Here is a 14919-nt window from a genome sequence, read left to right as displayed (position 1 = left end):
AGTTTACAACGTTATTTTAATAGACCAAATGAACAATTCAAGTTCTTAATATATTTGATTTTTTTATTAGTTTGTTTAATATTAATTTTACTTTATTAATAGGAATAATAATATTAGTCATTGATTTTTTGTCACAACCATACTTCGCTTTGTAGCTATCAGTTAATTCACCCATCATAAAGTCATATATTGAGTGCTGACTATTTGTAATAGACCATAGATGTAAAATTAATCCTGGCGAAAGCCGCGCATAGTTTAATTCATCCCAACCACATTGGTAAAAATATAACGTGTTATTGCTGGCTAGGTAATAATTTATTGCAATGGGGTTGTTTTTAATAATAATAGCGCTCATCGCTACAAGTTTACCATTATCAAGTTTCATTAGTTTTTGGTGGAATAGTTGAAAATTTTTATGTGAAAATGCACCAAGCTTACCTTTTTCAGTCCATCGACCTTGATGGTACTCAATCATATTTTGGACGTATAGATCATATTCGTTAGGATTAACCCATTGAAATTTGGCACCTAACTTAGTGAATTGATTACAAGCTCGTTTATAGCGTGATCGTGTATTTTTGCTTAGTAGGTCGATAGACCACTTTGGCTGTTCAATGTAGTACTGATAATTAGTTATTACGTTTGGAGAGTTAAAGAGTCTTGTTAACAATTCATTGATTGCACTATCAATTAACACTGAGCGCCATATAATTTGATCAATTTTTATGTTTAAGATTAAAGGGGCAAGTTCCGTGATAACTTGCTCGAGATCTTCAGAATTTACAATTAGATCGCAATATTCAGATGAAACTTCTTCATTTTCAGGTTCTCCTTGACCTAATGGATATAGAGTAGAAATATTGGGCCAAGACGTTGAATGTTGAAGATAACTAGGCAGTATTACCGTTAATTTTTTATTATGAAAACCAACGATAACATATAGCTGCCAATTTTCTTGCCAGTAAATATTGTACCAATTTAAAATCCAGTCAGGATGAGAAAAGAAGGGTGTACCTGTGGTGCTTTCAATAAGTGAAGCCCACTGCGTAGATATTTTATTGAGTTCGGCAATATTTTTAATTATATGCCATTCAAAATTTTTTTTATTCATTATTTGTAGTTTGATTTAACCAATAATCTAACCAAGGTAAATCACTTGTTGTTGAATATGTCCAACCAAATCGTCGAGGTGGTAACATAGGTAGATATTCTTTTTTAGCATTTCTAGATTTTTTGTTAATGTCTTTACATTGTTGTAAAAACACATTGAATAGCTCTTTTAGCAAAAAAAGATCTTCATTTGTTTTTCTTTTTATATATAAAGATTTACCAATAAGACTAGCAACATCACATGAATGTTGACCATCAGTCCATTGATTTTTTATTTCTAGGAGTTTGTTATCCATTGAAGAAAGGTAGAGTGGGAGTACCATATTTTTTAATCTTTTGTCAGCAAAATGAATTCCATGGTTAGGTATAAAATCTCCAAAGGCATTGAGTAAGGCAGCAGATTTTTTATCATCAGTTAAACGGTAATAACGCCATAAACCATCACCTAGTAATGCCATCATCCATGGTGAACAAACAGGTGAAACGCCTGATTTACCTTCATGTGATTTATATGTATGTTGAGGGCAGCCTCTTAATGGCCAATTATTTATAGGATTAAAAACCATTTGAACAGTCGCCTCAACAATTTCATCTATTCTTTTTCTAGCTCTTTGATTACCAGATAATTCCCAATAAGCTATCGCTATGTTTAATGCTGCAGCTTGGTGACGTTCAGTCCAGAATGAGTATTCGTTGTCGTATTGAGGAGTCCAGCTTAATGATCTTTCAAAAAGAACTTCTAATATGTTTTTTATTTGGTTATCACCTGTTAGAAAGTAATGGTAAAGTAAGCCGTTAGGCATTAAATATTTTAAGTCGAAATTTTCTTTTAATTTGAATTTTCCTGTATTGTCTAAATTTTTTAAGTAAAAGAGGGCTAACTTAGAACCTTTCTTTAGCCATTTACTATCACCAGTTAAAATATACAATTGATAAATGGCTCTCGGGCGATCAAACAACCATTGAGAATGTTGAGTGCTAGGATAGCCATTCTCATTTAATAACTCCTCATTAGTAACAAAGTTGGCATATAAAGATTGTGTTTGTGTGTACCAAGCACTATTTGTGTCTTTAGTTTCAGAGTGCAATAAAATGCTTTCTGCTAACCATGATTTATTTGGGTATATTAAATAGGGTTGTGTTTCAAAAATAGGAGCTTCTAGTTGAAGGTTCTGATTAGAATGAGACCAACTTAAGGTGAGTTCTTTATACTCATCATTTTTTATTTGATTTACATTTTCTAATTTAATGATTAATAACCGGACAAATTTTTGATTTTTATCTGTGTTCCATGTGTTAAGTAAAGAGAATGAAGCGTTTATTACTTTATCTTGCTGACTAATTTTTAATACAGAATTTAATGCTATGTGCATGTTAGGTACAGGCAAGAGCAATATTGATTTATTGACAGGAGCTAAAAACTTAATAGAATATTCTTCCGTCTGTCCTGTATAAGAGATTATCAAAATAAAGATTATAGATAAAAATTTTACTAGGTTAATCTTATGCATTACATTTCACCATTATTTGATGTGAACGTCGATAAAACAGGCCGATGGTCACCACCTAAACTCTCTAAAGTATTCGCTTTTTCAATGATAAATTCTCTTGAAAATAAAATGTGGTCTACTCTTACTCCTGGTATCGTAAAACCTCTGTAGATGTAGTCAAAAGTATTGTTAAAACCCAAACCATAATCCGTAATAGCATTTTGATACTCGATAAAGTTTCGTTGATACAAGTTGTCAGTTACTGTCATGTTGAAGTCTCCAGCAATGATAACGTTTTTCTTCAAAGAAGCCCATTGGTTCAAAATACTTGCGGAAATAACTCTACTGGAATGAATATCATCAAAATTACTATAATTGTTAAAGACTCTCCTAACTGTTGGTAAATGAACATTAGCAATACTGACTTTAATATTATTGATTTCTACTTCATAAAAAGCAGCCCAATTACCGTACCCACTAAACATGGAGTATTCTAAAAAATTAATCATTTTAAACTCATGTTTACTGATGAAACATAAGTGACCTCTGCAGTCTTTAAATGGATAATCTTTAAAGGTCTCAAAATTACTTAGATTTTGAGATTCTTGAAATGTAAAGATATCGGGGTTGTAAAGTCTTATTAAATACTCCAAACGCTCTAGTTCTACACCTTCACCGAGGTTGGCAGAGACAAGCGTGTACGAGTTCAAGTTTTTTGTATTTAGGTCTTTAGGCATAATATTTAATTGAAAGTCTAAATAATAAAAACTCGTGGCAAAAATCAGAGGAAAAGAGTATTTTTTCAGGGCACTTAACCGCTGCCATTGAGTCGCTAAAAGCAAGCAACAGAATATAAACCAATAACGAGGCAAGGAAAAACCTATGTACTTTAACGTAAGCAATGCATCACTGTGAGGGAATATTTTCGATAAAATAATAGCTAAAGAGGTTAGAAATAAAAACCAATATAATGTTTGGGTTACAATATTTAGATATGATTTTTTTATTTTTAACATTTTAATAGTATATGGTCGCAAGTGATTGGGGGATGCAATAGCTGACTTTAGCCGAAAATAACAAAAGTTCTGCATTCTATGTTGGTATTATTAAAACTATTGCTCTTAGAGCATTCAGAACTGGTCTATAAAGGTTATTTTTATTCACTTATTACTCGACTCTTTAAACTGATTATTCCTATTCTTTATAGACGATTTTATATGTGCATTGATTATTAAGTTATTTAAACCGCATAACTGCCATCCATTATACTTTGCCACCATTGTTCATTGTTTAAGTACCATTGAACAGTTTTTTCTATACCCGTTTGAAAGGACTCTTTGGGTTTGTAGCCAAGTTCGTTATTGGTTTTTGTTGCGTCAATAGCATAGCGGCGATCATGACCCGGTCTGTCAGTTACATAAGTAATCAATGATTCCGTATTGGCGCTAATGGCGGCTTTGGCGTCTGGGAAGCGTTGTTGTAATGACTTGTCATCTGCAAAGGCCTTTTCAACGAGTGTTGATATTTCTTTAACAATATCGATATTTGCCCATTCGTTATTACCACCAATATTGTAGTTTTCGCCAATTAGACCTTTTTGCAATACTAAGTCTATGCCGTAAGCATGATCTTCTACGTATAACCAATCTCTAATTTGCTGGCCATCACCATAAATAGGTAATGATTTATTGTGAAGAATGTTAGTAATAACAAGCGGAATAAGCTTTTCAGGGAAATGGTAAGGGCCATAATTATTTGAACAATTACTGGTTGTGACATTTAATCCATAAGTGTGGTGATAGGCACGAACTAAATGGTCACTTGCTGCTTTACTGGCTGAATAAGGAGAATTAGGTGCGTAAGCGGTATCTTCAGTAAATGCAGGATCAGCCGAAGATAATGTGCCGTATACTTCATCGGTTGATACGTGATGAAATCGATGATTTTCTTTAGGTTCTTTTCCTTCGGCTTTAGGCGCGTCTAACCATACTATTTTCGCGGCTTTTAGTAATGCGTATGTACCAAGAATATTGGTTTCAATAAAAGCATCAGGCCCTGTTATCGAGCGGTCTACATGAGATTCAGCAGCAAAGTGCACTACCGTGTCAATATCATGCTCAGTTAATAGTGTTTCTATCAGGTTCTGATCGCAAATATCACCATGAACAAAGGTAAAATTTTGATTGTTTTTTACTGAGGCTAAATTAGCTATATTACCTGCGTATGTAAGCGCGTCAATCACGACAACCTTGTCTGAAGGGTAGTGTTGCGTCCAATAATGCACGAAATTTGCGCCAATAAACCCTGCTCCACCAGTAACGAGTAATTTTTTCATTTATAAGTTTTCTCTATTTTTTAAGTCATTTAACATGCCATTAAGCTGTTGTCGCCAGTGCATAATTAACCCTGATGGAAATGTATTTACATTTTGTGATTTATCTAACACGCTAAAACTTGGTCTTTTTGCTGGTGTTGGGTAGTCAGCAGTAGTAATTGCTTTAATTGGAATGCTTTTACTAATTAAATTTTTCTCTAATGCTAGCTCTTGGATGGCAACAGCAAAGTCATACCAGCTAGCAACACCTTGGTCGGTCCAATGATAAATACCTGGTAGCTTATTTACCGCTGCGTGAATACATGCCTTTGCCAATGTTTTTGCATAAGTTGGTGTACCTATCTGATCACTAATAACACCTAATTCAGGCTTGTTTTCCATTAAAGTAAGCATGGTTTTTACAAAGTTATTACCGTGAGTTGAATAGACCCATGCGGTTCTGATGATGCAGCTGTTTTTAGGCATGATTTCTATGAGTGATTTTTCGCCAATCGCTTTACTTGCACCATAAGTATTAACGGGCGCATGCTTATTGGTAGTTAAGTAGGGCGTTGAATTATTGCCATCGAAAACAAAATCGGTAGATAGATGAACTAAGTGCATGGCAAGTGAATTACAAACTTGTGCTAAATAACCTACTGCATAGCCATTAATTTGATTTGCTTGTTCAGATTCTTTCTCTGCAAGGTCGACAGCAGTGTATGCGGCAGCATTTATTACCGCATCAGGGTTTAAGTACGTTAGCGCTTTTTCAATGGCACTTTTATCTTCGATATTAATATCATGTCGACCTAAACAAGTGATCTCTATTTCATCACTTGCTAGGTAACTTAATTCGGTTGCTAGTTGACCACTTTTTCCGATAACAACAATTTTCATTTTAAAACCTTGTTAGTGTCATGATGTTATTAAAATGTTGGCGCATTTGAGAAAGCTAAACCGTTTTTATCTTTCGCAGACAATTGGGGCAACTCATTGTTAATAAGTGGCCATTGAATTGCTAATTCTGGATCATTCCATAACATTGAAACTTCATGTTCTGGTGCGTAATAGTCGGTACACTTATAGACAAACTCAGCTGATTCACTCATGACATAAAAGCCATGAGCAAAACCTTCTGGTACCCACAGTTGATGCTTGTTCTCAGCTGATAATATTACACCCACATGTTGTCCGTAGGTTGGGGAATCTTTTCTCATATCTACCGCAACATCATATACTTCGCCGGCACTAACTCTTACCAATTTACCTTGAGTTTGTTGTAGTTGATAATGCAAGCCTCTTAAGATACCTTGAGTTGACTTACTGTGATTATCTTGGATAAATGTTCGTGTACAACATAACTTGTTAAAAGTATCGTCGCGAAAGGTTTCCATAAAAAAACCTCGTTCATCACCAAACACTTTTGGTTCTAAAATTTTTACATCCGCAATTTTGGTCTCTATAACCTTCATTAAAAAACCGTCTCGTTAATTAGTTTTAATAAGTATTCGCCGTAGCCACTTTTACGTAATGGTCCAGCAATTTCTTTTAATTTTTGATCTGATATCCAGCCATTTCGATAGGCAACTTCTTCAGGGCAGTTTACTTTTAACCCTTGTCGTTTATCTATTGTGGCAATAAACTGTGCAGCCGCGAGAAGATCGTCATGGGTACCCGTATCTAACCAAGCAGTGCCTCGACCCATTATTTCTACACGTAACTCACCGGCTTGTAAATATTGGTCGATAACATCGGTTATTTCTAATTCGCCCCGTGCTGAGGGTTTTACCTTTTTAGCAAATTCTACTACGCGTTCATCAAAGAAATAGATACCAGGAACGGCATAGTTTGATTTAGGCACTTCAGGCTTTTCTTCAATTGAAATGGCAGTACCGTTTTTGTCAAATTCAACAACACCGTATGATCTAGGATTAGACACATGATAACCAAATACAGTTCCGCCTGACATTTGTACATTGGCATTTTTAAGTGATTTGACTAAGTCGTGACCATAGAACATATTATCGCCAAGTACTAAAGCGGCTGAATTACCATTTAAAAACTCTTCTGCAATGATAAATGCTTGTGCAAGACCATCAGGGCTTGCTTGTACTTCATAACAGAGCTTGATGCCAAAATTATCACCATTGCCAAGTAAATCACGAAATCTGTGTATTTCTTCAGGTGTTGAAATAATTAGAATTTCATTGATACTTGCTTGCATTAAGGTTGCTAACGGGTAATAAATCATTGGTTTATCGTAAACAGGCATTAATTGTTTACTGACAACTTTTGTTAAAGGGTAAAGTCTAGTGCCACTGCCGCCGGCTAATATAATGCCTTTTCTCATGTGAATGTTTTCTCAAGGTTTGTAAAGTTAGTTATTGTAATCAAAAAGGTAATCTATTTTGCATCTATTATATGTTATTTTAATTCAATTCCAATGCCATACACTAATGCATCATCATAACCACTTGGGAGGATATATTCGACATTGTTTATAGTTTTATTTGGAGATTGATTAAAGAGTATTACAAATTTTTCAGAAGATGAGGAAACGGCCACCCCAATAATGTTGTTACTTTTTATTAACCCATTTTCTTTTGTCATCACTATTGGATATTGATCAAAATTTTTCACCTCATCTACAGAAGCAAATTGTATGATATTAATAATTTCACTATCAGGGGTTTTTGAATCATTAGAAATACTTAAATGCCATTTTTTTTGATTCTCTGGTATTTGATATTCAACGATGTCAGCCCATAGTTTTTGTTCATCAACTACTTCTATATTTGTATTTATTGGCCAAATATTTTGAAATAAGACTTGGTTCTTACCATCATTGATTACAAAGGTATTACTTGATAGCTCTTGTCTTTCTGGCTTCGCTTGAAAGTGCTGAATGGTTTTTACCCATCTTGTATGGCTCATACCTTGAGTTAAGCCTTGATCGCTATATTGTATTAAATCTTTTATTTGATCAGGAAAAGTTTTTACATGATCATAGGCAATAACTATGTTTGGTTTAATAAAAGCTAATTGTCTATTGACTAATTCCGCATAATTCGTAGCATAATAACCCGACATATTGTATGTATCTGTGGCATCGGCAGAAATCAATGTTGTATATTGGTCATCGGATATATGCAGATATTTTGGTGTTCCTGCGGCTCTAAGAGTTGGGTTCGATGAGCCCTTGTCAGCATTTTCTATTAAAATTGTATTATGGGCCAAACTTGAGGAAGCAACACCATCATATCCAGTTTTTTCTTTAGTAATCCAATTTCCTTTATAGGCTAAGTCGTAGGATAATGCATCTCTATGCTCATGATGAACACGTATTTCTCTGTTGATAAAATAGAGGTTAGTGGCTGAGCTCGTCCAATTGCTTCTACTACTCACAATACCCACCCCAGGGGATATGTTGATTGTGCTTTTTGGGAAAACGGGCACATTATTTTTAAGTTTTGGATCATGATGTAATAAACGTTGAAAATGAGTGGTTATTGACGTTGTTTTATAACCCTCTTTGGCTAATAGCGTGTTGAACCATTGAGTTAATTGTGCAATATCTTCTTCATCCTCTAACAAACCCATTAACTCAAAGGCAAAGAGGTAACGATTGTCGTCAAACACAGGCTCATAATCGGTAGCGCGTTCTTCATCACCATATTTATAAACTCCTGAATAGTTAGCGAGTGTTTGGTGTATAAGCACTTGAAGAGCGTCATGAGCGTAATTAATTGGATAAGGAATATCACGCTGATCTTTATTGATCATAAATATTCTCATCCAATGTGCTTGTGTAGCAGGGCCATAGTCTGAGCCTTCGGCCCAAGCTCCGCCTGCCATTATGTCTTTCATGTAATAATCAACAACAAAGCGATTAAGTAGAGCGTCGCCTGCATTTAAAAGTTGTTGGCTTAAGTCAATGTATTTGGGTGAACCATTTAGTGCATAGCCTAATAGAGTTAGGTTTTCAGCTAGCGAAGTTACTTCATCACTATCACCAATTCGGAAGTTTTTAAAATCATTTTCAAAATCAATGTATTCCAGCCAGTACTCACCCCATAGAGAGAGTATATTTTCTATTTTTATTTGTTGCGTAAGTGGTATATATAATTTTATCCATGTGTAACCCATAATAGCCCAGCGAGATGCGCTTCTGAAAGCGTTGCGGTCCTGGTAATACTTCCAGCCGATATCAGGCTCACTAAAGTAGGTATGTTCTAATAGTTCAATAACCCTTTCCATGTATTTCATTTCACCTGACACATAGAAAGCTAAAGCAAAGCTACCTGCGTATTCTCCTGAATTATATGGTATTTGGTTAAAATATCTCACAAGGTTATTTGTGAGATCATTCCATGCGGTATCATCTTCTGCTATTTTTCTTTTAACTTGGTTAATTCTGTCGTTGGTTAGTAGTAAAACATGTTGTGGAATCTCATCTGTGTAAGGTAACACTGTGACAGTGATTGTTTCTTCAGCCATGGCACCATCAGTGTCTACTGCTGTTAGCTCAAAGGTTAATGTTTCGATAGTGCTAACTTTAGGTGTTTCAAATGATATTCCCAAACCTTGCAATGGCGTTATTTCTACAGTTGTACCTGAGCTTTGTTGCCATTGACTTGTTACATCACCTTCTTCATCAATGATATTTCCGGAGAGTACGACTTCTGAAAGTTCGTTAACTGTAACTTTTGGTTCTATTTCTATAATAGGGGGGGTGTTAATATATAATAATGTAAGCTTAGTTTGCCTAGTTTGAGTCGCATTGTTAGTGTCTTTAACTGTTAACTCGAGAGTAACTTCTTCATTAGTTTTTAAATTAGGAATAGTAAACATTGCTGTTTGCTGAGTTGTATTTCTTAAAGTGAGGGGAACACCTGATATTTGGTTCCATTGATAAGACAATTGATTGCTATCTGGTGCTAATATGTTGCCAGTGACAGATACGTCGCTTGCTTCATACAGTAGTCCATCACTCTCAATTGAGATAATTTTAACTTCATCACTAGTTTGCGTAACTTCATCACTAGTTTGCGTAACTTCATCACTAGTTTTTGTAACTCCACTCTCACCACACGACAGTATGAGTAGCAGAATAAAAAACACATAAATAAATTTAACCTTTAACATACTATGACAAACATTCATTATCTTTTAGCATCCTTTTCAACATAAAAATCGCAGATCTTCATATAAAGTAATAAGTAAGTAATTCATAAACAATTACTATCATCGATTTTCTTATTATAGCTAGGTCTGTTGATCTTTGCTTATCTTAATTTTCTGATAAATTATGTAATATTATTTCAGTAGGAACTTTTTAGAGTTATATATTTTGTTAATGTAACCGTTCTATCAATGAAACATATCTTATATATGAATTTCACCAAACATTAACATGCACTAATGCTTATCCATAGTTTTAAGTGATATGTGCCATTAATGCCATCATTTACTCATTTATAACCTCATATATTATTTTTTGGATAAAATCTATCTTTGAGTCTGCTCTAAAAATTAACTAATCATATAAATCTTTGCGTATGAATTTTATTTAATGATTAATTGAGTTGCTGTAGTAACTTTTTCTTTTGGTCACATCTATTTGAACAATCGGAATACTGCCAGTATAAATAAGTTTCACTATTACCTTTTAATGTTTCAAGTATTCGTAGCTTCTTGAATGAACCACTGGAGGCTCTTTTTTGGTTATTAATTTCAAAGCTATAACGAATTAATGCAGTTTTTTCTTTATTAGAAATAGTTACATACATCCAAGAACCAATGATCTCTTGATTTATGGAATGCCAGCCGAGTGGTATATAAATATTGTCATGAGCCGTTGGTTTGCCATTATCTAACGTACCATTGAAAAAGTACTTTAAGTAAATATCAGGCGTGTTGGCGGTGCTCGATGATATTTGCTCTACAGTGGTATAGCGTTTAATGATCGGTTTAATCTCTGATATTTCAGTGCTTGATGATAAGTCGTTTAGAAATAATGATTTTAGCGTCGTTGATGAAATAATGATAGTGACGAAGAGAATTAAAGTATTCACCCGTGCAGGATAAACACTACTTGCTGATGCGATATTATTAGGCGTGTCTGACAATAGGTCATGATTGGCTAATTTATTACCCCACATAAATAGTAAGAACATAAACGGTATGTATAAATACCAACCAAAAGTATTATGATCTTCCATTAAGCTACTTTGCATTTCGGTATAGTCGCCAATTAAAATAAGAGCTGTTATTCGTATCCAATTAGTAATTAATGCTCCTAATATTGCAATAGATAAAAAGATCAATGCCTTTTTAATATTGTTTATATAAAGAAAGATAAACAGAGAACTTATTGCAAGAGATACAATGATATAACGTAAACCACTACAACCATCAGCAATTTCAAATACACCGGAAGGGATAGTTATATACTGTGCTTCTACATAGGTAGGTATGTTGGTAAAGCTCATCATATAAGTTACGGCAATTACCGATATGTCTTGTAATATATTTGTAAGTAACCCCCATAGAGGAAAAATAAATATTAAAAAACAGGCAGGGAAAATAACGTACCAATTAAATCGAAATAAAGTATGAATACCCGCTACAGCAATAGCTAAAAAAGATAACCAAAAACCTATGCTTATTTGAGCGTTAGAGGTTACAAATAAAGCTCCGCCTGAAACCAATAACATAACAATAGATAATGAAGATAGTTTGTCGCGATAAACTAATTTACCAATTTCAGAAAGTTTAAAATAAAGATATAAAACAATAAAAGGAATTAAATAAGCGTGAGAGTATGTCCCATCGTCAAAGCTGTGTCTCCATAATGTCGCTAAAAGAGGGATGTTTAATAGAGAGATTATGGCAAATAATAAAACTACGCCAACAAAAGGCTTGTAATTGTTTGGTATATTCATTTTTTAGTACAACCGAACTTTAGTGATAGGTTTATGAATATCTAAATGGATTAAAGCTATTGTATTTAGCTTTTATTACTCCGTATTTAAAAGTTCATTTCCATTTCCGTTTATAGATAGCACTTTAACAATGTTTAATTGAAGTGACTATGAGTAATTTGGTGTTTCTATAATTTCATTTGTTTTTGAACTTAACTGCACTATAAAAATTTCTGTAAAATATTTAGTTTAGCGTTAGAATAATCAAATAAAAATATTATGTGAATACATTTTTCTCTTAGATAATAAACTGATAAAGGAATTCGTAGAAATGAAGCTAGCAAAGTTATTGGTAAGCGTAGGGGTCATATCCGTACTAGCTGGGTGTGGTGAAAACGATACGGCTCGCACTCATATTGAAAAAGCGAAAAGCTTTAAGTCTACAGAGATTGACTCTATATTAATCGAATTAAAAAATGCAGTGAAGATTGAACCTAAAAACGGGGAAGCTCGATTTTTATTAGGTGAAGCATATTTAAGTCAAGGTTTTGGTGTCGGCGCTGTAAAAGAGCTACAAAAAGCATACGACTTTAAATATGACGAAAATAAATTAATTCCATTATTGGCACGAGCATACCTTTTAACCACTGCAGATGAAGATTTATTAGATCTTGATAAACATACAGCTAATTTGATTGATGACACAAAGGTTCATTATTTAGCTTATAAAACACTTGCTGCTATACGCACAAATAATATGGAGCTAGCTTCAGAGAGTGTTGAGTCGGCAAATAAATTATTACCTAATAATACTTACACACTGTTAGCAAATGCTTATTTAGAAATGGCGGAAAATAAGCTAGAACTTGCAAAAGGTCATGTTAATAAGGCTCTTGCTATTTCTCCAACGCAGGTTGATTCTTTATTACTTTTAGGGCAAATAAGTACAGCTTTAGGAGAGCATAAAGAAGCCACCGAAAGCTATTTAAAGTATGCTAAATTACAACCTAAATCTAATGTTATTGTCTTATTTTTAGCACAGTCTTTGTTAAAAGAAGAAAAATTCTTAGAAGCAGAAAGGTATGCTGATAGTATTTTAAGTGCAGCTCCTAACCAACCTTTTGCAAATTACGTTAAAGCCATGTCGCAATTTGAGTTGAAAAATTATCAAAAAGCTAAAGAATATGCTGAAACAGCACTCAAATCTCAATTTAATCAAGGACCACTTAAACTTATTGCAGGAGTCAGTGCTTACTTTTTAGGCAACTATGAACAAAGCCACTATCATTTAGAGTCTGTTGTTAAATATTTAGTGCCTGAGCATCCTGCAAGAAAAATGTTTGCTGTAAGTCAGTTACAGTTAGGCATGGTAGAAGACATCCCTGAAACACTAGAAGGTTTCCATTCAACTACGGCAGAAGATGAAAAGTTTCTTTCATCATTAAGTTATCAACTAGCTGAATTAGGCGCTTTTGATAATGCTAAAGCTGTTGCAAAGAAAGCATTAAATAGCGCACCAGAAGGTGCAGAACAAAATATGCGCGATGGTATTTTAAAGTTAATGTTAAATGACCCATCAGGTATGCAAAATTTAAAAGATGCAGTTGCTCTACAACCTGATTTTTTAGGTGCTGAGTTAGCACTTGCTTACGCTGCAATACAGGCTAAGGATTACGAACAAGCTATTACTATTTCTGAAAAGTGGAAAGAGAAGTATCCTGAAAAACCAGGTGGGTATAATGTTTTAGCGGCTGTTTATTTAAAACAAGGTGCAATAGAAAAAGCCAAAGTGGAGCTTGATAAAAGTTTAGCAATTCAAAATAGTGTATTTGCCTTACTCGAGTTAACCAATTTAGCCATTATTGCTAAAGATGTAGATGAAGCTAAGCGTCTCTCTGGCATTGCTATCGACTCATTTCCTGAAAATGTAAACATTTTAAGACAATATTATTCTGTTTTTAATAATGAAGAAGCCTTTGATAAAATTAAAGAATTGTATAAGTCGGATGAGAAAAACCAAACGATAGGTATGTTATATACAGAGCTATTGATAAAAGCTAAAAAGTTTAATGAAGCCATTAACGTTATTGATAAATACGAAACAACAGTCAAAACACCTAAAAAATTATGGCAATTGAAAGTACTTAGTCATAGCGGTTTAAACAACGTTCATAAATCGCAGACGGTATTAGAAGATTGGATCAAAACAAATCCATATCATATCGAGCCAGTAGTCATGTTAGCCGATTACTTTGCACGAAGTAATAATATTGAAAACGCAATAAACTTAATTGATAAAGCTTTAAGAGGGCAACATGCAGACAATGACATGTTGAAAATGGGGAAGATGCAACTTTTACTCGATAATAAAGATGTAAGAGAAGCTAAAGCATATTATCAAGAGTTGAAAAAAGAAGGTATTAAATCTGAAATAACTTATGGAATTGAAGGGAGAATTGCACTTTTAAGTGAAGACTACGCTAATGCAACACTCTTATTATCTAAGTTTTATGACGCTTTTCCTTCATCTAAGAATGCTATTCTTCTAGCTGGAGCATATCAAGGTCATCGTGAAAATAATAAAGCAATAACCTTGTTAGAAAAGCATTTAGCAAAAAATGATAGTGATAATGCTGTACGAGCAATACTGGCTAGTATTTATGTAACAGTTGATCCGAATAAAGCTATTGCCTCTTATAAAAAAATTCTCCAACAATATCCTGGCAATGTTATGGTTTTGAATAATGTAGCTTGGTTAACTATGGAGCAAGGTAATTTTGAGGAGGCATTAACTTATTCTGAAGAAGCGTATAAATTAGCGCCAGAGTTTGTAAATGTTATTGATACTCAGGCTATGATATTGTTAAAAATGGATAAAAAGAGCGAGGCGCTAAGCCTTTTAGTGAAAGCTTACGAATTGTCCGAAGGAAAAAATAATGATGTGACGTTGAATTACATCGAAGTGTTAATTGCAAATAAACGCTTGAAAAAAGCAGAGCAGATTATCGAATCTATAACTCTCTTAACTAGTGGGCAGAAACAACGTGTTGCGGAACTAAAAAAACGCCTTTAATCCCTA

General features: G+C 34.0%; 10 protein-coding genes. 1 reads left to right on the top strand and 9 read right to left on the bottom strand.

The window, feature by feature from the left end:
- Nucleotides 1–37 precede the first annotated feature (37 nt).
- The 9 genes from B0X80_RS06015 to xrt all read right to left on the bottom strand — a co-directional run bounded on the left by B0X80_RS06015 (nt 38) and on the right by xrt (nt 11861).
- The gene (locus B0X80_RS06015) at nt 38–1111 is read right to left on the bottom strand and encodes a GNAT family N-acetyltransferase (RefSeq protein ID WP_077338945.1); all 1074 of its coding nucleotides are present in this window, start codon (nt 1109–1111) and stop codon (nt 38–40) included.
- A complete protein-coding gene (locus B0X80_RS06010) occupies nt 1104–2483 on the bottom strand; it encodes a hypothetical protein (protein WP_139345296.1) in 1380 nt (459 codons plus the stop codon). The genes B0X80_RS06015 and B0X80_RS06010 overlap by 8 nt, the downstream gene beginning before the upstream one ends.
- Before the next feature lie 137 nt (nt 2484–2620).
- Complete coding sequence (locus tag B0X80_RS06005) at nt 2621–3472, bottom strand: endonuclease/exonuclease/phosphatase family protein (RefSeq protein ID WP_175623885.1); 852 nt, start codon at nt 3470–3472, stop codon at nt 2621–2623.
- Nucleotides 3473–3840: 368 nt separating this feature from the next.
- The gene (gene rfbB / locus B0X80_RS06000) at nt 3841–4935 is read right to left on the bottom strand and encodes a dTDP-glucose 4,6-dehydratase (protein ID WP_077338942.1); all 1095 of its coding nucleotides are present in this window, start codon (nt 4933–4935) and stop codon (nt 3841–3843) included.
- Nucleotides 4936–5814 carry a dTDP-4-dehydrorhamnose reductase gene (gene rfbD / locus B0X80_RS05995; protein WP_077338941.1) on the bottom strand — a complete coding sequence of 293 codons (879 nt, stop codon included), beginning with the start codon at nt 5812–5814 and terminating at the stop codon, nt 4936–4938. It lies immediately after the preceding gene.
- 29 nt (nt 5815–5843) lie between these two features.
- Nucleotides 5844–6389: a dTDP-4-dehydrorhamnose 3,5-epimerase gene (rfbC, locus tag B0X80_RS05990; protein ID WP_077338940.1), complete on the bottom strand. Its 546-nt coding sequence runs from the start codon at nt 6387–6389 to the stop codon at nt 5844–5846.
- On the bottom strand, nt 6389–7267 hold the full coding sequence (gene rfbA / locus B0X80_RS05985; RefSeq protein ID WP_077338939.1) for a glucose-1-phosphate thymidylyltransferase RfbA: 879 nt from the start codon (nt 7265–7267) through the stop codon (nt 6389–6391). The genes rfbC and rfbA overlap by 1 nt, the downstream gene beginning before the upstream one ends.
- A 74-nt stretch (nt 7268–7341) precedes the next feature.
- Nucleotides 7342–10080: a PKD domain-containing protein gene (locus tag B0X80_RS05980; protein ID WP_077338938.1), complete on the bottom strand. Its 2739-nt coding sequence runs from the start codon at nt 10078–10080 to the stop codon at nt 7342–7344.
- A gap of 413 nt (nt 10081–10493) precedes the next feature.
- A complete protein-coding gene (gene xrt / locus B0X80_RS05975; protein WP_077338937.1) occupies nt 10494–11861 on the bottom strand; it encodes an exosortase in 1368 nt (455 codons plus the stop codon).
- Nucleotides 11862–12171: 310 nt separating this feature from the next.
- Between xrt and prsT the strand changes: the two genes are divergently transcribed.
- Nucleotides 12172–14913: an XrtA/PEP-CTERM system TPR-repeat protein PrsT gene (prsT, locus tag B0X80_RS05970; protein WP_077338936.1), complete on the top strand. Its 2742-nt coding sequence runs from the start codon at nt 12172–12174 to the stop codon at nt 14911–14913.
- Nucleotides 14914–14919 lie beyond the last annotated feature (6 nt).

The organism is Pseudocolwellia agarivorans, assembly GCF_002000085.1.
Lineage (GTDB): Bacteria > Pseudomonadota > Gammaproteobacteria > Enterobacterales > Alteromonadaceae > Pseudocolwellia > Pseudocolwellia agarivorans.
Note: the sequence above shows the minus strand (reverse complement) of the source record. Positions and strands in the feature narration are given on the sequence as shown.